Genomic DNA, 18,711 nt, shown 5'->3' on the forward strand with positions numbered 1-18,711 from the left:
GTTTTCGCCGCGCACACGCATGTGGGACGCGTCTTCGCCGCCGTATGCGCGCGTGGAAGGCGTCTGCGCCGCCGTACGACACTAGGGGCGTGATCCGTGACGACGCCCTGGACGCGCTGCCCGTCCGTACCGCCCTGCCCGCCCTGAGCGACGCCCTGGAAGGGAACGGCACCGCCGTGCTGGTGGCGCCGCCCGGCACCGGCAAGACGACGCTGGTGCCGCTGGTGCTGGCGGGTCTGGTCGGCGGCGGTCCCGCGCGGCGGGTCGTGGTGGCCGAGCCGCGGCGGATCGCGGCGCGGGCGGCGGCTCGGCGGATGGCGTGGCTGCTGGGCGAGAAGACCGGTGAGAGCGTCGGCTACACGGTGCGCGGGGAACGGGTCGTGGGGCGGCACGCGCGCGTGGAGGTCGTGACGACCGGAGTGCTGTTGCAGCGGGTGCAGCGCGACCAGGAGCTGGCGGGCGTCGACGTGGTGGTGCTCGACGAATGTCACGAGCGGCATCTGGACGCCGACACGGTGGCCGCGTTCCTGTGGGACGTACGGCAGACGCTGCGGCCGGAGCTGCGGCTGGTGGCCGCGTCGGCGACCACGGACGCGGAGGGCTGGGCGCGCCTGCTCGGCGATGCTCCGGTGGTCGAGGCCAAGGGAGTCTCGCATCCCGTGGAGGTGGTGTGGGCGCCGCCGGCTCGTCCGGTACGGCCGCCGCAGGGCCTGTGGGTCGATCCGGCGCTGCTGGGGCACGTGGCGTCGGTGGTGCAGCGGGCACTGGCCGAGCGGGAGGGCGACGTGCTGTGCTTCCTGCCCGGTGTCGGCGAGATCGGGCGGGTGGCCGGACAACTGGGGGATCTGGGGGCCGTGGACGTGCTCCAGGTGCACGGGCGTGCGCCGGCCGCCGTGCAGGACGCGGTGCTGACGCCCGGGGAGCGGCGGCGGGTGGTGCTGGCGACGTCGGTGGCGGAGTCGTCGCTGACGGTGCCCGGGGTACGGGTGGTGGTCGACTCGGGGCTGGCGCGGGAGCCGCGTGTGGACCACGCGCGCGGGTTGAGCGGGCTGGCGACGGTGCGGGCCTCGCGGGCGGCCGGGCGGCAGCGGGCGGGGCGGGCCGGGCGGGTGGCGCCGGGTGTGGTGTACCGGTGCTGGACGGAGGCCGAGGACGTCCGTCTGCCGGCTTTTCCGGCGCCGGAGATCAAGGTGGCCGACCTGACCGCGTTCGCCCTTCAGGCGGCCTGCTGGGGCGATCCGGACGCCTCGGGGCTGGCGTTGCTGGATCCGCCGCCGGGCGGGGCGATGGCGGCGGCGCGGGATGTTCTCACGGCGGTGGGAGCGGTGGACTCCGCGGGCCGAGTCACTGAGCTCGGTGTGCGGCTGGGTCGGCTGGGGGTGCACCCGCGGCTGGGGCGGGCTCTGCTGGACACCTGCGGTGAGGGTGCGGAGGTCGTCGCCCTGCTGTCGGAGGAGGTGCCGCGCGAGTACGGGGACGATCTGGCCGGTGCCCTGCGTCGTGCCCGGCGTGGGGGTGACGCCTACGCGGCGCGGTGGCGGAGCGAGGTCCGCCGGCTGCGGGCCGTCTCGGCGGAGTTTTCCCACCCGCCCGCTCATGACCGTCGGCTGCCGGTGGACGTCGGGGCGGGATCGGGCACCGGTGACGATCGGCTCGCCGGCCTCGTCACGGCGCTCGCCTTTCCCGAGCGGGTGGCCAGGCTCGACGCCGGGTCGTATCTCATGGCGTCGGGGACCCGGGCCGAGCTAGGGGACGGGGCCGTCTTGCGCGGGGAGCCGTGGATCGTCGTTGCCGTGGCGGACCGGCCCGGGGGGAAGGGGCACGCGCGCGTGCGGCTCGGGGCCGCTGTGCACGAGGAGGTGGCGCGGGCCGCGGCCGGGGCGCTCCTGGAGGAGCTCGACGAAGTGCACTGGGCCGACGGGGATGTCGTAGCGCGGCGCGTGGAGCGGCTCGGGGCGACCGAGCTGGCCGTGCGGCCGCTGAAGGACGCCGCTCCCGGTCTTGTGCGCGGGGCCCTGCTCGAAGGGCTCCGGCGGGAGGGGCTCGGGCTGCTCCGCTGGTCGCCGGAGGCTGCGGTCCTGCGGCAGCGGCTGGCGTTTGTGCGTGCGCACCGGGGGGAGCCGTGGCCGGACGTGGCGGACGAGGCGCTCCACGCGCGCGTGGACGAGTGGTTGGAACCGGAGCTGGGCAGCGCCCGGCGGCGGGCCGATCTCGGGCGGATCGACGCCGGGCGGGCGTTGGAGCGGCTGCTGCCCTGGGCGAGCGGTGAGGCCGCCTGGCTGGACGAGCTGGCGCCCGAACGGATCGCCGTGCCCAGTGGGTCCAGGATCCGGATCGACTATGGGGACCCGGAGCGGCCCGTGCTCGCGGTGAAGCTGCAGGAGATGTTCGGGTTGGCGCAGACACCGGCCGTGGCGGGGGTCCCGCTGCTCGTGCACCTGCTCTCCCCCGCCGGGCGGCCCGCCGCCGTGACGGCCGATCTCGCCTCCTTCTGGAAGGACGGCTACCAGGGCGTACGCGCGGAGCTGCGAGGGCGGTATCCGAAGCATCCGTGGCCCGAGGACCCGGCGACCGCCGAGCCCACCCGGCACACCAACGCGCGGCTCAGGCGCTGACCGGTTCGGGTTCCGCCGCCTCCGTGGGTGCCGGGTCCCGCGGGCGTCCGGCGCGTGCCTCCAGGCAGAGGGAGAGCGAGAGGAGCAGGAGGCCGAGGAACAAAAGCCCCCAGGGCAGGGAGGAGGTGAGCATCAGGACCAGGGTGCGGTTGTGCTTGACCAGGGCGACGGTGTGCTCGATGTAGTCCTCGCGCATCTTCACGTCCCCGGCGAAGGCCGTCACGCTGGAGCGGCCGCCGAGCAGGGTGCCGCCGCGCAGTTCCTCCTTGTGGATCTCCTCGCCGTAGACGGGCGCGCCGGTGACCGGTTCGACCCAGAACCTGCGGACCGTGGTGTACCAGCGGGTGGTGCCGGTCCTGGCCACCGACTCCGGTGTGATGCCCTGGACCGGCATGGCCTTCGGGAAGGGGACCTTGGTCCAGGGGATGGTCTGTTCGAAGTAGTAGACGTGCACGCCGCGGAAGGTCCGGGTGCCCTGGTAGTGGATGGGGCTGGTGGTGCGGGTCTGCGCGTCGAAGTACTCGTAGTCGCGCTTCTGGGTGAGGAAGGGCCACTTGAACTCGATGCCGTCCCGCTTGACCGGGTCGCCGTCGACCGTCTCGCCGGTGGCGTGGACGGGGTCCTGGCTGTGGGCGTCGAAGATGTAGCGCTCGGGGATCCGCGAGACCATCCTGCCGTCGGGCCCCTGGACGTAGGACAGGCCGTCCCAGACGACGACGGGCCTGCCTGCGGTCTTCTCGATCTTCTCGGCGGCCTCCACGTTGCCCTTGAGGGTCTGCACGATGGTGACCTTCGGGACCTTCTTGGCGCGCATGGTGCCGTAGTCCAGGAGCGTGGCGTCCCTGGCCTCGAGGACCATGTCCTGGTACTGGTCGGCGGGGATCCTGGCCAGGCGCGGGAAGGCGTACCAGCGCAGCAGCGGGGACAGCGCCGCGCAGCACATGGCACAGGCGAGCAGGACCAGGCTTGCCGTGCGGCGCATTCCGGCCTCCCTCGGACGGGCGCTGCTACGGGTGCGCGGGCACCGTCGTCAGCAGCGGCTTGGGGGACGTCCGGCCTGTCGGCGCGCCCAGGGCGGTCATCGCCACGACCAGGGCGAGCGCGAGGGCGAGTCCGGTCGCGGCGGCGATCAGGGCGCGCATGCGAGGTCTCCCGACGGTCGGTTCCCGGACAGTTTCTGATGGGTCGTCAGGTCGGCACGGTAGCAACGCCCGGACGAGATGAGAACACGTCGCACACAGACGAGGGGCGCCCTCTCCCCCGAGCGGAGAGGGCGCCCTGCTGCTGTCCGGGCCCAGGGGGCCGTCAGGAGGTCGCGGACGGGCTCGGCGACGGGCTCGCCGGACTGTCGGCGGCGGCGACCTTCAGTTCGACGGTGAGGGTCGCGCCGCCGGTGGTGGTGATGCGGAGCAGGAAGGTGCCCGTGGTGTCGTCCGCGTACAGCTTCGGCAGCGTGAGCAGGCCCTTGCCGTCCGTCCGGAGGCCGGTGAGGGTGCGCACGGCCTTGCCGTCGGCGTCCTTGAAGTAGGGGCCCTTGTCGTTCTCGGTGGCGTCGTCGGCCGCCTTGATGAGCGTGGCGGTGGTCGCGACCTTGTCCGCGACGGCGCCCTTGTACGTCGCCTTCACCTGGACCTGGTCGGCGAACTCGCCGCCCGGGGTGCAGGTCAGCGGGGTGTCGCCGGTGCGGGCGAGGGTGTCGGCGGCGCGCGCGGTGACGGTGGCCGGGTAGTCGGGGCCCTTGACCCTGTGGCCGACCACGGTGGTGGTGATCTTGAAGTCGCCGGTCTTCTCACCGGCTTCGAGCGGCGGCGCGACCGCCACGCCCTTGGCGTCGGTGGCGATCGCGGCCACGGTCTCGCCGCCGGCGAAGGTGGCGTCGGTGTCACCGGTGATGGTGAACCGGATCCTGACCTTGCCGACGGCCATCCCGGCCTTGGTCTCGGCGCGGGTGCTGATCCGCCCGTCGAACGCGTCCCCGGCCATCGCGGTGAGCTTCGCGGTGCCCGCGTCCTCCAGGTGGTCCACGGTGTCGGAGGGAGTGGGCGTCGTCGGCGGGACCGGCGGATTCGGCGGCTTCGGGTCGGGGGTCTCGTTGCCGCCGCCGGGCTTGTCGGGCTTCGGGTCCGGCTTGTCGGGCTTCGGGTCCGGCTTGGTGTTCGGCGGGTCGGAGGGCTTCGGGGTGCCGGTGGGCCGGGTGTTGTCGTCGCTGCGGTGCGAGGGCACGCCGCCGCTGCCGTCGGGGACGGAGTGGGTGCCCTTGCGGTAGTACTCCAGCCAGTTCAGGACCAGGTTCAGATAGTCCTGCGAGTCGTTGTAGCTGAGGATCGCGCTGCGCAGGCCGGCCTGGGTGGACATGTCCCAGTCGTTGCGGCACAGGTAGTGGCCGGCGGCGAGCGCGGCGTCGTAGACGTTGTTGGGGTCCGACGTGCCGTCACCGTTGCCGTCCCGCCCGGCCCAGGCCCAGGTGGACGGGATGAACTGCATCGGGCCGACGGCCTGGTCGTACCGGCTGTTGCCGTCGTACGCGCCGTGGTCGGTGTCCTGGATGAGCGCGAAGCCGTTGCCGTCGAGCTGCGGGCCGAGGATCCGGCCCACCGTGGTGCCGTCCGCGTCGACGCGGCCGCCGCGGGCCTGGCCCGACTCCACCTTGCCGATGGCGGCCAGGAGTTGCCAGGGCAGGTTGCAGCCCGGCTTGGACGAACGCAGCTCGGCCTCGGCCTTCTTGTAGGCGTCGAGGACCGTCGCGGGAATACCCGCCTCGGCCTCACCCCGGGAGACGGGCGTGCCGATGGTGGGCGGCGGGCTGGGGTTGGGGCTGTTGAGGGGCGGCAGGTCCGTGTAGTAGGGCGAGTTGCCGGTGGCGTTGCCGTCGGCGGCCGCTTCCGGTGCGGGGGTGCTGGCGCCGGCCGCGGCCTGTCTGCCGTGGTCCTCGCCGGTCGCTCCTGGAGCCTGGGACGCGGACAGAGCCGCGACCGCTGCCGCGGCCACGGCGGTGGTCGCCGCCCCCTTGCGCAGCCGCCTGCCGATGTGCGCCGCCATAGAGTGAACCCTCCCGTGGACGCTGGTGCGTCCGTCTCCGTCTGTGTGCCTCGCTCTGGTGTGACGGTTGACCCGGTGCTGTGGTTGCCCCTGTTCCGCCTTTCCATCCGTGCGATGTGTGTTCGGCCTTGCTCCCCGCACGGCGACCCAGGTGACCCTACGACAACTTGCTTTGCCCGGGCACCCGTTCGTGCCCGATTTTCACCGGTTGGCCAACTCTCGTCGGCATGGGCGGCCCCGGGCGGCGCTCACGCATACTGGTCGGACCGCGATCACCGGTTCCGGCGCCACCGCTGACGACCGCTCCAGGGGGACCCGTTGCCGTTCACGCTCAGCCATGCGGCGGCCGTGCTGCCCGCCATCCGCCGGGACGGCGGCGGCCGGGCCCGGCTGGTGTCCTCGGTACTCGTCGCGGGTTCCTTCGCGCCCGACATGCCCTACTACGCCGCGAGTGTCGTGCCGGGCGGCATGGAGTTCGGGGCGGTCACGCACTCCTTCGCCGGCGTGGCCGGCGTTGACGTGCTCATCACCTGGGCACTGGTCGCACTGTGGCTGCTCGTCCGGGAGCCACTGGTGGCGCTGCTGCCCCGGCGCCGGCAGGGCCGGCCGGCCGCCCTGCTGCGCTGCGGGGCGCCACGCGCGCGCGTGCGGGCGGTTGCGCTGCTGCGGTGGTACGTCTCCGCGGTGCTCGGCGCGCTGACCCATGTGGTGTGGGACGCCTTCACCCATCACGACCGGTGGGGTTCGCGGCTGGTACCGGCCCTCGGGCGGGAGCTTGCGGGCATGCCTCTTTACACGTGGCTGCAGTACGGCACGTCCGCGCTGGCCGCCGTGGTGATCGCCGTGTTCCTGGCACGGGCGCTGCGGCGGGCGCCGGCCGGTGAGCCGCTGGGGGTGCCCGCGCTGTCCGTGCGGGACCGCTGGTGCGCCGGTGCCGTGATCGGCGGCTGGGCCCTGGCGGGGGCGGCGCAGCGGGCGGCCCGGTGGTGGGAGTACTGGGGTGCGCGCGGCAAGCACGGGGACCTGGTGCCCACGCTGTGCTTCGGCGCGGGCACCGGAGTGGTCCTCGGGGTGCTGGTGTACGCGGCCGGCGTCAGGGTGTGTCGTCCGGCCCTCGTTCCGGGCGGTCCCGGAGCGGTGGTCGGTGCGGGCCGGGACCGGTCCGTGGCTCGGTGACGGAGGCCACGAAGACGGTGAGGGTGCGCCGGGGGCGCGCTCGCGGGATCAGGGTGAGCAGGAGCGCCAGGTAGCCGCGGGCGAGGTCGGCCCGGGCGCGCCAGTCCGGGGCGGGACGTGGAGCGGCGGCCAGCCGGCGCCGGAGGTCCGCCACGGCCCGGCGCACGGTCGCGGCCAGGTCGGCGGGGATGCGGGCGGTGCTTGCGTCGACCGCGAGGGCCGGGACCGGCGAGGCGGGCGTGGCCTGGACCGAGGCGGTGTCCGCCCGGACCGGTGTGCCTTGCGCCGTCCGGCGGTGAAGCGTGCGTATACCCATGCCCGCAGTGTTGCGGCTGGGGGGCTCAGGGGGCGTTTTGGCGGGGGCCACGTGAGTGAAGCGCCCTCCGGGGTGTCGGTGGGGGTTGTACGGGTGGGCCGGCCCGTGCGGGTGGTGCGGGTGGGGCCGGCGTCGGGGTTGCGCGGGAGGGGCCAGCCCCTGGTGTGGCACGGGGTTCGGCACCGCCGGGGGCGGGTGGGAGTCGATCGCTGTTGCGGCGGAGAAACCCTCGCCACCGGTGCACGAAAAGGAGCCGTGGGAGAGGGTGCGGCAACCGTCACGGGACCGGTTGGCCGGGCACCGCCGCGATGCGCCGTGGGAGCCGATCGCCATTGCGGCGCAGAAACCCTCGTCACCGGCGCACGAAAAGAAACCGCGGGAGAAGGTGCGGCAACCGTCACGGGACCGGTTGGCCGGGCACCGCCGCGATGCGCCGTGGGAGCCGATCGCCATTGCGGCGCAGAGAAACGTGCAGGCGCGGCTCCGAAGGGCCGTCGCCTCGGCCGAGGCGTTCTCGGCACCGGGGCGCGACCAGCGCAGGGGCGCGAAGAGCACCGGTGCGCAAAAACGCGCAGGGGCGTTGCCCAGTGACCACTGGGCAACGCCCCTGCCGGCGGGATCGCCGAAGGCTAGTGCGCCGCGGACTCCCAGTCGGGGCCCACGCCCACCGAGACGTCCAGCGGGGCCCTCAGGTCGACCGCGTTCGCCATCTCGCGGCGGACGATCTCCTCGGTGGCCTTCCGCTCGCCGGGGGCGATCTCCAGGACGATTTCGTCGTGGACCTGGAGAAGCATGCGGGACCTGAGGTCCGCCTCGCGCAGGGCCCGGTCGACATTGAGCATCGCGATCTTGACGATGTCGGCCGCCGTGCCCTGGATCGGCGCGTTCAGGGCCATCCGCTCGGCCGCCTCGCGACGCTGCCGGTTGTCGCTGTTGAGATCCGGGAGGTAGCGGCGGCGCCCGAAGAGCGTCGCCGTGTACCCCGTCGCCCGCGCCTCGTCGACCGCCCGGCGCAGATACTCCCGCACCCCGCCGAAGCGCTCGAAGTAGGTGTCCATCAAGCCACGCGCCTCGGCCGCCTCGATGTTCAGCTGCTGGGAGAGGCCGAAGGCGGACAGGCCGTAGGCCAGGCCGTACGACATCGCCTTGATCTTGCGGCGCATCTCCGCGTCCACCGCGTCCCGCTCCACCGAGAAGACCTGGGAGGCAACCGTGGTGTGCAGGTCCTCACCGGAGGTGAACGCCTCGATCAGGCCCTCGTCCTCCGAGAGGTGGGCCATCACACGCAGCTCGATCTGGCTGTAATCGGCGGTCATCAGGGACTCGAAGCCCTCGCCGACCACGAACCCGCGGCGGATCGCCCGGCCCTCGTCGGTGCGGACCGGGATGTTCTGCAGGTTCGGGTCCGTGGACGACAGCCGGCCGGTCGCGGCCACCGTCTGGTTGAAGGTCGTGTGGATGCGGCCGTCGCCGGCGATGGTCTTGATCAGGCCCTCGACCGTGACACGCAGCTTCGCCTGCTCACGGTGCCGGAGCATGATCACCGGAAGCTCGTTGTCGGTCTGGGTGGCGAGCCAGGCCAGGGCGTCGGCGTCGGTGGTGTAGCCGGTCTTCGTCTTCTTCGTCTTGGGCAGCGCCAGCTCGCCGAAGAGGACCTCCTGGAGCTGCTTGGGCGAGCCCAGGTTGAACTCGTGCCCGGCGGCCGCGTGCGCCTCCTTCACGGCCTGCTGCACGGCCCCCGCGAACGTCTGCTCCATCGCCTCGAGGTGCGCGCGGTCGGCCGCGATGCCGTTGCGCTCCATGCGGGCGAGCAGGGCCGAGGTCGGCAGTTCCATGTCCCTGAGGAGGTCCGCGGCGCCCACTTCCCCCAGGCGGCCCTCGAAGGCCTCGCCGAGATCGAGGACGGCACGGGCCTGGATCATCAGCGCCTCGGCCTCGGCGCCGTCGTCCGCGCCGAAGGCCAGCTGGCCGTCGGCCGCGGCGGCGGGAGTCAGCTCGCGGTGCAGGTACTCCAGGGAGAGCGCGTCCAGGTCGAAGGAGCGGCGGCCCGGCTTGACCAGGTAGGCGGCGAGGGCGGTGTCCATGCGCACGCCCTGGATGGTCCAGCCGTGCTCGGCGAAGACACGCATGGCGCCCTTGGCGTTGTGGAACACCTTGGGGCGGCCTGCGTCGGCCAGCCAGGCGGCGAACGCGTTCTCGTCGGCCTCGTCCAGCTCGGAGGGGTCGAACCAGGCGGCCGCTCCCCCGGCGGCGGCGAGCGCGACTTCGGCGACCGAGCCGGCACCCAGCGCCCAGGTGTCGACCGTGGCGACGCCCAGGGTCCCGGTGCCGTGCTCTACCAGCCAGGGGGCCAGCTCCCCGGTGCCGAGGATCTTGCCGTCCAGTTCCACGCCGTCCGTCACGATCGGGGTGACCTCGGCCTCCTCGGCGCCGGGGTCGACGGCGAAGAGACGCTCGCGCAGGGACGGGTTGCGGATCTCCAGGGTGTCCAGGACCATCGCGACGGCCTTGCGGTCGTACGGAGCCCGCTCCAGGTCGGCGACCGTCTTCGGCAGCTCGACCTGGCGCTCGAGTTCGGTCAGGACGCGGTTGAGCTTGACGGCCTCCAGGTGGTCGCGGAGGTTCTGCCCGGCCTTGCCCTTGACCTCGTCGACGCGCTCGACCAGCTCGGCGAACGAGCCGAATTGGTTGATCCACTTCGCCGCGGTCTTCTCGCCGACGCCGGGGATGCCGGGGAGGTTGTCGGAGGGGTCGCCGCGCAGGGCCGCGAAGTCCGGGTACTGGGCCGGCGTCAACCCGTACTTCTCGAAGACCTTCTCCGGGGTGAATCGGGTCAGCTCCGAGACGCCCTTCGTCGGGTACAGCACGGTCGTGTGCTCGGTGACCAGCTGGAAGGAGTCGCGGTCGCCGGTGACGATCAGCACCTCGAAGCCCTCGGCCTCGGCCGCGGTGGCGAGCGTGGCGATGACGTCATCCGCCTCGAAGCCGTCGACGGCGAAGCGCTGTGCGTGCATCGCGTCGAGCAGCTCGCCGATCAGCTCGACCTGGCCCTTGAACTCGTCCGGGGTCTTGGAGCGGTTGGCCTTGTACTCGGTGAACTGCTCGGAGCGCCAGGTCTTGCGGGAGACGTCGAAGGCCACCGCGAAGTGCGTGGGCGCCTCGTCGCGCAGGGTGTTGGCCAGCATCGACGCGAAGCCGTAGATGGCGTTCGTCGGCTGGCCCGTCGCGGTCGTGAAGTTCTCCGCGGGCAGCGCGAAGAACGCGCGGTAGGCCAGCGAGTGCCCGTCCATGAGCATCAGCCGCGGACGGGTGCCGCCGGGGGTCTTGTCGGTCTTCTTCGATGCTGTCTCTGCCACGCCCCCGATCCTGCCACGGTCCACTGACAGTCGGATCCGGCACGGGCTCGGCCGACAGCGCCGGGCTGTCGGGGGTCGCTGCCGTCGACTGCTCCTCGGGGCGAGGCAGTCCGAAGAGCTGGACGAGTCGGAGGAGGAGCCACATGCCGCGACGAGAGAGCAGCCCGATGTGACGGCCGTCACCGCGGGGAGGTTCACCGCGCGGTGGTTCGACACTACCGGGCAGCAGCCGTCGGCGGTGATCGTCGTCGCGGGGACAGAAGGACCTCCCGCACACGCTCCCGGGCTCCGCTCGCCCCCACCGCCCCTACCACCCCACCGCCCCCAGGTGACCTGCCGGGCTCGCGCACCCGCGGATCCCGCCCTCGGCAAGCCCGGCACCCATGCTTGTCAGCGGCCCGTGGGAGGATCGGCACGTATTTCTCACACGCAGTCGAAGGGGAGCGTGCGATGGCGACGAAGCCGCCCAAGGGTGATCCGGTTCAGGACGCGCCGCAGGTCACGGAGCCGAAGCACGCGGCGGCAGGGCTGCCCGCCATCGGGCACACCCTGCGCATCGCCCAGCAGCAGATGGGGGTGAAGCGCACGGCGCTGACCCTGCTGCGCGTGAACCAGAAGGACGGCTTCGACTGCCCGGGCTGTGCCTGGCCGGAGCCGGACCACCGGCACAAGGCGGAGTTCTGCGAGAACGGCGCCAAGGCGGTGGCCGAGGAGGCCACCCTGCGCCGGGTCACCCCCGAGTTCTTCGCCGCGCACTCCGTCGCCGACCTGGCCACCAGGAGCGGCTACTGGCTGGGGCAGCAGGGCCGGCTCACCCACCCCATGCATCTCCCCGAGGGGGCGGATCACTACGAGCCGGTGAGCTGGGAGCTCGCCTTCGACATCATCGCCGAGGAGATCGCCGCCCTCGGCTCCCCCGACGAGGCCGTCTTCTACACCTCGGGACGGACCAGCAACGAGGCCGCGTTCCTGTACCAGCTCTTCGCGCGCGAGCTGGGCACCAACAACCTTCCCGACTGCTCGAACATGTGTCACGAGTCGTCCGGTTCGGCGCTCTCCGAGACGATCGGCATCGGCAAGGGCAGCGTTCTGCTGGAGGACCTCTACAAGGCCGACCTGATCATCGTGGCGGGGCAGAACCCCGGGACGAACCATCCGCGCATGCTCTCGGCGCTGGAGAAGGCCAAGGCGAACGGCGCGAGGATCATCAGCGTGAACCCGCTGCCCGAAGCCGGCCTGGAGCGGTTCAACAACCCGCAGACTCCGAAGGGCATGCTCAAGGGCGCCGCCCTCACCGATCTGTTCCTGCAGATCCGCATCGGCGGCGATCAGGCCCTGTTCCGTCTCCTCAACAAGCTGATCCTGGAGACGGAGGGTGCGGTCGACGAGGAGTTCGTGCGCGAACACACCCACGGCTACGAGGAGTTCACCGAGGCCGCCCGCACCGCCGACTGGGCGCAGACGCTCGCGGCCACCGGCCTCACGCGCGCGGAGATCGAGAAGATGCTCGGCATTGTCCTTGCCTCGCGGCGGACCATCGTCTGCTGGGCCATGGGCCTCACCCAGCATAAGCACGCCGTCCCCACCATCCGTGAAGTGGTCAACTTCCTGCTCCTGCGGGGCAACATCGGCCGCCCGGGCGCGGGTGTGTGCCCGGTGCGCGGCCACTCCAACGTGCAGGGCGACCGCACGATGGGCATCTTCGAGCGGCCCGCCCCGGCGTTCCTGGACGCGTTGGAGAAGGAGTTCGGGTTCGCGCCACCGCGCGAACACGGCTTCGACGTCGTACGGGCCATCCGCGCGCTGCGGGACGGCGAGGCGAAGGTCTTCTTCGCCATGGGCGGCAACTTCGTCTCCGCCTCGCCCGACACGGAGGTGACCGAGGCGGCCATGCGGCGCGCGCGGCTGACCGTGCACGTGTCGACGAAGCTCAACCGCTCGCACGTGGTGACGGGAGCGCGTGCCCTGATCCTGCCGACGCTGGGCCGGACCGAGCGCGATCTGCAGGGCGGTGGCGAGCAGTTCGTGACCGTCGAGGACTCCATGGGCATGGTGCACGCCTCGCGCGGGCGGCTGACGCCGGCGAGCACGCGGCTGCTGTCCGAGCCGGCGATCGTGTGCCGGCTGGCGCGTCGGGCGCTCGGCCCGGACAGCAAGGTGCCGTGGGAGGAGTTCGAGAAGGACTACGCGACGATCCGTGACCGCATCGCGCGCGTGATCCCCGGCTTCGAGGACTTCAACGCGCGCGTGGCCCGCCCCGGCGGCTTCGCGCTGCCGCACGCGCCGCGTGACGAGCGCCGCTTCCCGACGGCGACCGGCAAGGCGAACTTCACGGCGGCGCCGGTGGAGTACCCGGAGCTGCCCGAGGGCAGGCTGCTGCTGCAGACGCTGCGCTCGCACGACCAGTACAACACCACGATCTACGGCCTGGACGACCGCTACCGGGGCATCACCAACGGGCGCCGGGTGGTGCTGGTGCACCCCGAGGACGCGCGGGCCCTGGGGGTCGCCGACGGGGCGTACGTCGACCTGGTGAGCGAGTGGAAGGACGGCGTGGAGCGGCGGGCGCCCGGCTTCCGTGTCGTGCACTACCCGACGGCCCGGGGCTGCGCGGCGGCGTACTACCCGGAGACCAATGTGCTGGTGCCGCTGGACGCCACCGCCGACACCAGCAACACCCCGGCCAGCAAGTCCGTCGTGGTCCGCCTGGAGAAGCCCATGGAGAAGGCCGGGGCGGAGACGACGGCGAAGGCCACGGAGAAGGCGATGGCGGAGACGGTGGAACAGGGCGGAGAGGCGACGGGGACGATGCCGAGGCACCACCGGGAGAACCGTCCGGAAGCCCGTCTGGAACAATCGGCGACCGACTGAGCGTTTGCTCAGCGAGACAGGTGTATGACGAACGGAGCCGGGCCCATGGGTGAGCAGCAGCAGGTGACATTCCCGCAGGAGGTCATCGAGGAGTACGCCGCACTCGGCGTGGACCTGCCCGCGCTGTTCTCGGCGGGCCACCTCGGCACTCGGATGGGTGTCCAGATCCTGGAGGCCTCGGCGGAGCGGGTCGTCGGCACCATGCCGGTGGAGGGCAACACCCAGCCGTACGGGCTGCTGCACGGCGGCGCGTCCGCTGTGCTCGCGGAGACCCTGGGCTCGGTCGGCTCCATGCTGCACGGCGGCACCTCGAAGATCGCGGTCGGCGTGGACCTGAACTGCACGCACCACCGGGGGGTCCGCTCGGGCCTGGTGACCGGCGTGGCCACGCCCGTGCACCGGGGCCGGTCGACGGCGACGTACGAGATCGTGATCAGCGACGAGGAGGGCCGCCGGGTGTGCAGCGCCCGGCTGACCTGCCTGCTGCGGGACGTCACACCGAACGACGGAGCCCCGGCCGGTACGGCCGGCTGAGCCCACCGCGTCCGCCGCTCCCCGCACGCCCCGGCCACCGCACGGATCACCTCGGACGGCCGGGGCCGAGCCGCACGGAACCGCTGAACGAGGCTGACAGCGGCGGGACTTGACGGGCCCTCCGTCGCCGCGCCGGGCACGGGCCGCCGACAACACCCCCTCCCCGCACGCGCCCACGCCCACGCCCCGCACCGTCACCAACCCCCCTGCGGCGTCCGCCATTTCCCGCCGCCACCGGGCCCGCAGAGCGGTACGCGCAAGCGGAATTTCATCCTCCGACAGTCGCGGCTCGCCTTCACCGCTGGGATGTCGGTGCCTATTACACGGAATTCCGGAATGCGGACCACCCCTCTTTCCCGGCGTAACGCTCCGTAACATACGCGCAATGCGAGAGACCCGTTCAAGGGTCCCGCGAGTCCGCACCGACAGGCATTCCAGGTGCCCTTGAGGACTCCGCGGCCCGGTGGCACACGGGCCCCGGCCACGGCCAACCGGAAGTGCGCATTCTCAAAATGTGGACCCAGCGGAAATTCCGCCAAACCAGCCAAGATCCTCCTGGCCGGAAGTCAGCCGTCCGCGTCGTCATAACAAGAAAGTCACAAGCCAGCGCACGGCGATGCCCAGGTCCCGTACCGGGCTTAGAGTCACGGCCAGTCACCGCTCCATCGGGAGTTCGGTACCGGCGCGGCGCTCGCCGTCCCCCGTGGGGGCGGAACGTGCCAGCGGAAAGGATCGATTGTGCGACAGCGTTCTCTGGTGATTCTGACCTCCGTACTGACCACCGGAGCTCTGACTCTCACCGCCTGCGGCTCCCGCGACAAGGACAACAAGAGTGGCGACAGCGGCAACGTCACGGTCACCATCGGCGTCGACGCCCCCCTGACCGGCCAGAACTCCGCCACGGGCCTCGGCATCCAGTACGGCGCGCAGATCGCCGTCGACGACGCCAACAAGAACAAGACCGTCCCCGGCGTCACCTTCAAGATCAAAGCACTGGACGACAAGGCGATCCCCGCCACCGGCCAGCAGAACGCCTCCCAGTTCGTCGCCGAGAAGGACGTCCTCGGCGTCGTCGGCCCGCTGAACTCCGGTGTGGCCACGCAGATGCAGCAGACCCTGGCCTCGGCGAACCTGGTGGAGATCTCCCCCTCCAACACCGCCCCCGAGCTGACGCAGGGCAAGAACTGGCAGACCAAGAAGGTCCGCCCGTTCAAGTCCTACTTCCGCACCGCGACCACCGACGCCCTCCAGGGCGCCTTCGCCGCCGACTACGCCTACAACGGCCTCAAGAAGAAGAAGGCCTTCGTCGTCGACGACAAGCAGACCTACGGCGCCGGCCTCTCCAAGATCTTCAAGGAGCAGTTCGCCAAGCAGGGCGGCAAGGTCATCGGCACCGACCACGTCAACACCGGTGACCGCGACTTCTCCACCCTCGTCACCAAGATCAAGAACTCGGGCGCCGACATCCTCTACTACGGCGGCCAGTACGACGAGTCCCAGATCCTCACCAAGCAGCTCAAGGACGCCGGCGCCAAGATCCCGCTGTTCGGCGGCGACGGCATGTTCACCCCGACCTACATCAAGACCGGCGGCAAGGCCGCCGAGGGCGACCTCGTCACCTCCATCGGCGTCCCGGTCGACACCCTGCCGGCCGCCAAGGACTTCGTGAACACCTACAAGGCCAAGAAGTACCCCGGCGACTACGGCACCTACGGCTCCTACGCCTACGACGCCACCACCGCCATCATCAAGGCCGTCGCCGCGGTCGTGAAGGACGGCAAGGTTCCCGCCGACGCCCGCCAGCAGGTCGTCGACGGCGTCCAGAAGTCCTCCTTCGACGGCATCTCCGGGAAGATCTCGTTCGACGAGTTCGGTGACACCACCAACAAGCAGCTGACCGTTTACCAGGTCACCAAGGGCGAGTGGAAGTCCGTCAAGAGCGGCGTCGCCATCCCGAAGTAACCCAGCCGGACACCAGGCACCACCAGGGCCGCGCGGCGCAGACCACCGTCACCGCGCGGCCCGCTCTCTACGCCCCCCTTGACTCTCCCCACCACATGGAGGCCATGCGGTGAACACCCTGCCGCAGCAGCTGGCCAACGGGCTGTTCCTCGGCTCGATGTACGGGCTGATCGCCATCGGCTACACGATGGTGTACGGCATCGTCCAGCTCATCAACTTCGCCCACGGCGAGATCTTCATGACCGGAGGGTTCGGCGCCCTCACGGTCTACCTCGTCCTGCCGGACGGCATATCCATGTGGATAGCCCTGCCGGCGATGCTCATCGGCGGCGCCCTGGTCGCCGTGCTCATCGCCGTCGGCGCCGAGCGCTTCGCCTACCGGCCCTTGCGCGGCGCACCACGCCTCGCCCCGCTGATCACCGCGATCGGTCTCTCCCTCGCGCTGCAGCAGGCCGTCTTCAACTGGTACCACGTCGGCGGCGACGCCAAGTCCGCCCGTGTCTTCCCCCAGTTGCCCTTCGGCCCGCTCCACATCGGCTCCGTGACCGTGCAGAGCGGCGACATCTTCCTCATCATCGCCGCCCCCCTGTGCATGGCCGTCCTCGCCTTCTTCGTCCGCCTCTCCCGCACCGGCCGCGCCATGCAGGCCACCGCCCAGGACCCGGACACCGCACAGCTGATGGGCATCGACACCAACCGCATCATCGTGATCGCCTTCGCCATCGGCGGCTTCTTCGCCGCCGTCGCCGGCGTCTCCTACGGCCTCAAGTACGGCTCCGTCTCCTACGACATGGGCTTCATCGCCGGCCTCAAGGCCTTCACCGCGGCCGTCCTCGGCGGCATCGGCAACATCTACGGCGCCATGCTCGGCGGCCTCGTCCTCGGCGTCGCCGAAGCCATGGCCACCGCCTACATCTCCAACATCCCGGGCATGCAGCAGCTCGGCGGAGGCGGCTGGGCCGCCGTGTGGGCCTTCGTCCTCCTCATCCTCGTACTCCTCTTCAGGCCACAAGGCCTGCTCGGCGAACGCGTCGCGGACAGGGCGTGAGCAGCATGACCGACACGACCACCACACCGCCCGCGACCGCGGCCGACCGCGGACCCGTCCCGCTGCCCGCCGCCGGCGCCCGCATCCTCATCGCCGCCGGCGCCGTCGGCACCATCGCCAGCACGTTCATGAGCTGGACCTGGACCCCCGACTTCCCCGGCGACCTGACCGTCTACGGCTACCCCGCGGGCCTGCAGGTCCTCGCCCTCGTGGCCGGTGCCCTCACCCTGCTGTTCGCCCTCCGCCTGTGGGACGTGCCGGGCCTGCGCTGGCTGAACCCGGGCAACGCCACCTCGCCCGTCTTCCTGACGGCCATGGCGGCCTTCACCGTCTGCTGGTTCGCCGGCATCGCCATCGCCGTCGACCTCGGCGGCCTGGTCAACCTCGACCCCGGCGCCTACGTCGCCATGGCGGCCTCGGCACTCCCCGTCGTCGGCGCCCTGGCCCTGCCGCACCCCGCACCCGGCACCGGCCTGACCGGCTACCTCACCAAGCCCGCGCAGCCCCGCCCCGGCAAGCTCTCCCCGCTCGCCGAACGCGGCTTCATCACCGCCGGCACGGCCCTGGCGCTGATCACCTTCACCTACGGCATCGGCATCGACAACGACGCCAGCGAGACCTTCATCGGCTTCCTGTTCCTCGTCGTCTTCGCCACCTGGGGCCTGATGCACACCGGCCTCGTCGACCGGTACGCCACCATCTCCGCCCACCACAAGGGCTTCGCGGCGTCCCTCGCCTTCCTCGCCGCCGTCATCTTCCCCTTCACCCAGAGCGACGACCACAACGCCAACGTCGGCGTCAACATCCTCATCTTCGCCACCGTCGCCCTCGGCCTGAACATCGTCGTCGGCCTCACCGGCCTGCTCGACCTCGGCTACGTCGCCTTCCTCGGCGTCGGCGCCTACGCCGCCGCACTGGTCTCCGGCTCCGAGTACTCCCGCTTCTCCGGCGTCCACTTCCCGTTCTGGGCCGCCGCCCTCACCGGCATGGCCGCCTCGCTCGTCTTCGGCGTCCTCATCGGCGCACCCACCCTGCGGCTGCGCGGCGACTACCTCGCCATCGTCACCCTCGGCTTCGGAGAGATCTTCCGCATCACCGTCAACAACCTCGACGGCGACTCCGGACCCAACATCACGCGCGGCCCGAACGGCATCACCCAGATCCCGGACCTGAACATCTTCGGCTTCAACCTGGGCCAGCCGCACGACATCGGCGGATTCACCCTCGGCCGGTTCGCCAACTACCTCTTCCTGATGCTCATCGTCACGGCCATCGTCGTGCTCGTCTTCACCCGCGCCGCCGACTCCCGCATCGGCCGCTCCTGGATCGCCATCCGCGAGGACGAGACCGCCGCCACCGCCATGGGCATCAACGGTTTCCGCGTCAAGCTGGTCGCCTTCGCCCTCGGCGCCTCCCTGGCCGGCCTCGCCGGCACCGTGATGGCCCACGTGAACTACAGCGTCAACCCCCAGCCCTACCAGTTCGCCGGCGCCGCCCCGCCCAACTCCGCCTTCCTCCTCGCCGCCGTCGTCCTCGGCGGCATGGGCACCGTCAGCGGCCCCCTCCTCGGCGCCAGCGTCCTCTACCTGGTCCCCGAGAAGCTCCAGTTCCTGCAGAACTACGAACTGCTGGCCTTCGGCATCGCCCTCATCCTGCTGATGCGCTTCCGGCCCGAGGGCATCATCGCCAACCGCCGCCGCCAGCTGGAGTTCCACGAGACCGACCAGCTCGACGTACCCGCACAGAAGACGCTGACCGACGAACCGGCCGCCACCAAGGCAGGGGCGTGACGCA

12 protein-coding genes are annotated in these 18,711 nt (G+C 71.5%); 7 read left to right on the forward strand and 5 right to left on the reverse strand.

Annotation, left to right across the window (positions count from 1 at the left end):
* Positions 1 to 89: 89 nt before the first annotated feature.
* Complete coding sequence (gene hrpB, locus ACFZDC_RS30510) at positions 90 to 2,615, forward strand: ATP-dependent helicase HrpB (protein ID WP_391329007.1); 2,526 nt, start codon at positions 90 to 92, stop codon at positions 2,613 to 2,615.
* On the opposite strand, the gene ACFZDC_RS30515 is transcribed toward hrpB, so the two are convergent.
* The 3 genes from ACFZDC_RS30515 to ACFZDC_RS30525 all read right to left on the reverse strand — a co-directional run bounded on the left by ACFZDC_RS30515 (position 2,605) and on the right by ACFZDC_RS30525 (position 5,654).
* Positions 2,605 to 3,597, reverse strand: coding sequence for a porin PorA family protein (locus ACFZDC_RS30515; RefSeq protein ID WP_391329008.1), 993 nt, complete (start codon positions 3,595 to 3,597; stop codon positions 2,605 to 2,607). The genes hrpB and ACFZDC_RS30515 overlap by 11 nt on opposite strands.
* 25 nt (positions 3,598 to 3,622) lie before the next feature.
* Positions 3,623 to 3,757 carry an SPW_0924 family protein gene (locus tag ACFZDC_RS30520; protein WP_391329009.1) on the reverse strand — a complete coding sequence of 45 codons (135 nt, stop codon included), beginning with the start codon at positions 3,755 to 3,757 and terminating at the stop codon, positions 3,623 to 3,625.
* A 163-nt stretch (positions 3,758 to 3,920) separates the two neighbouring features.
* On the reverse strand, positions 3,921 to 5,654 hold the full coding sequence (locus ACFZDC_RS30525; RefSeq protein ID WP_391329010.1) for a lytic murein transglycosylase: 1,734 nt from the start codon (positions 5,652 to 5,654) through the stop codon (positions 3,921 to 3,923).
* Between the two features lie 318 nt (positions 5,655 to 5,972).
* Between ACFZDC_RS30525 and ACFZDC_RS30530 the strand changes: the two genes are divergently transcribed.
* The gene (locus ACFZDC_RS30530) at positions 5,973 to 6,830 is read left to right on the forward strand and encodes a DUF4184 family protein (RefSeq protein WP_391329011.1); all 858 of its coding nucleotides are present in this window, start codon (positions 5,973 to 5,975) and stop codon (positions 6,828 to 6,830) included.
* Here ACFZDC_RS30530 and ACFZDC_RS30535 read toward each other — a convergent pair.
* Together ACFZDC_RS30535 and polA are read right to left on the reverse strand one after the other, a co-directional pair.
* Positions 6,748 to 7,146 carry a hypothetical protein gene (locus ACFZDC_RS30535; RefSeq protein WP_391329012.1) on the reverse strand — a complete coding sequence of 133 codons (399 nt, stop codon included), beginning with the start codon at positions 7,144 to 7,146 and terminating at the stop codon, positions 6,748 to 6,750. The genes ACFZDC_RS30530 and ACFZDC_RS30535 overlap by 83 nt on opposite strands.
* A gap of 629 nt (positions 7,147 to 7,775) precedes the next feature.
* A complete protein-coding gene (polA, locus tag ACFZDC_RS30540; protein WP_391329013.1) occupies positions 7,776 to 10,502 on the reverse strand; it encodes a DNA polymerase I in 2,727 nt (908 codons plus the stop codon).
* 450 nt (positions 10,503 to 10,952) lie between these two features.
* On the opposite strand from polA, the gene ACFZDC_RS30545 reads away from it, so the two are divergent.
* The 5 genes from ACFZDC_RS30545 (at position 10,953) to ACFZDC_RS30565 (ending at position 18,707) form a co-directional block, all read left to right on the forward strand.
* A complete protein-coding gene (locus ACFZDC_RS30545; RefSeq protein ID WP_391329014.1) occupies positions 10,953 to 13,373 on the forward strand; it encodes an FdhF/YdeP family oxidoreductase in 2,421 nt (806 codons plus the stop codon).
* 45 nt (positions 13,374 to 13,418) lie between these two features.
* Positions 13,419 to 13,907 (forward strand): hotdog fold thioesterase, encoded by a 489-nt coding sequence (locus ACFZDC_RS30550; protein ID WP_391329015.1) that lies wholly within the window; start codon positions 13,419 to 13,421, stop codon positions 13,905 to 13,907.
* Positions 13,908 to 14,660: 753 nt separating this feature from the next.
* Positions 14,661 to 15,869 carry an ABC transporter substrate-binding protein gene (locus tag ACFZDC_RS30555; protein WP_391329133.1) on the forward strand — a complete coding sequence of 403 codons (1,209 nt, stop codon included), beginning with the start codon at positions 14,661 to 14,663 and terminating at the stop codon, positions 15,867 to 15,869.
* A 109-nt stretch (positions 15,870 to 15,978) separates the two neighbouring features.
* Positions 15,979 to 16,917 (forward strand): branched-chain amino acid ABC transporter permease, encoded by a 939-nt coding sequence (locus ACFZDC_RS30560; protein ID WP_391329016.1) that lies wholly within the window; start codon positions 15,979 to 15,981, stop codon positions 16,915 to 16,917.
* A gap of 5 nt (positions 16,918 to 16,922) precedes the next feature.
* Positions 16,923 to 18,707, forward strand: coding sequence for a branched-chain amino acid ABC transporter permease (locus tag ACFZDC_RS30565; protein ID WP_391329017.1), 1,785 nt, complete (start codon positions 16,923 to 16,925; stop codon positions 18,705 to 18,707).
* Positions 18,708 to 18,711 lie beyond the last annotated feature (4 nt).

The organism is Streptomyces sp. NPDC007905, assembly GCF_042959345.1.
Taxonomy (GTDB): Bacteria; Actinomycetota; Actinomycetes; order Streptomycetales; family Streptomycetaceae; genus Streptomyces.

Bases quoted from the DNA above. Each gene is read 5' to 3' on its own strand.
- ACFZDC_RS30515 (WP_391329008.1), bottom strand. From the start codon at position 3,597: ATGCGCCGCACGGCAAGCCTGGTCCTGCTCGCCTGTGCCATGTGCTGC.
- ACFZDC_RS30520 (WP_391329009.1), bottom strand. From the start codon at position 3,757: ATGCGCGCCCTGATCGCCGCCGCGACCGGACTCGCCCTCGCGCTCGCC.
- ACFZDC_RS30525 (WP_391329010.1), bottom strand. From the start codon at position 5,654: ATGGCGGCGCACATCGGCAGGCGGCTGCGCAAGGGGGCGGCGACCACC.
- ACFZDC_RS30535 (WP_391329012.1), bottom strand. From the start codon at position 7,146: ATGGGTATACGCACGCTTCACCGCCGGACGGCGCAAGGCACACCGGTC.
- ACFZDC_RS30545 (WP_391329014.1), top strand. From the start codon at position 10,953: ATGGCGACGAAGCCGCCCAAGGGTGATCCGGTTCAGGACGCGCCGCAG.
- ACFZDC_RS30550 (WP_391329015.1), top strand. From the start codon at position 13,419: ATGGGTGAGCAGCAGCAGGTGACATTCCCGCAGGAGGTCATCGAGGAG.
- ACFZDC_RS30565 (WP_391329017.1), top strand. From the start codon at position 16,923: ATGACCGACACGACCACCACACCGCCCGCGACCGCGGCCGACCGCGGA.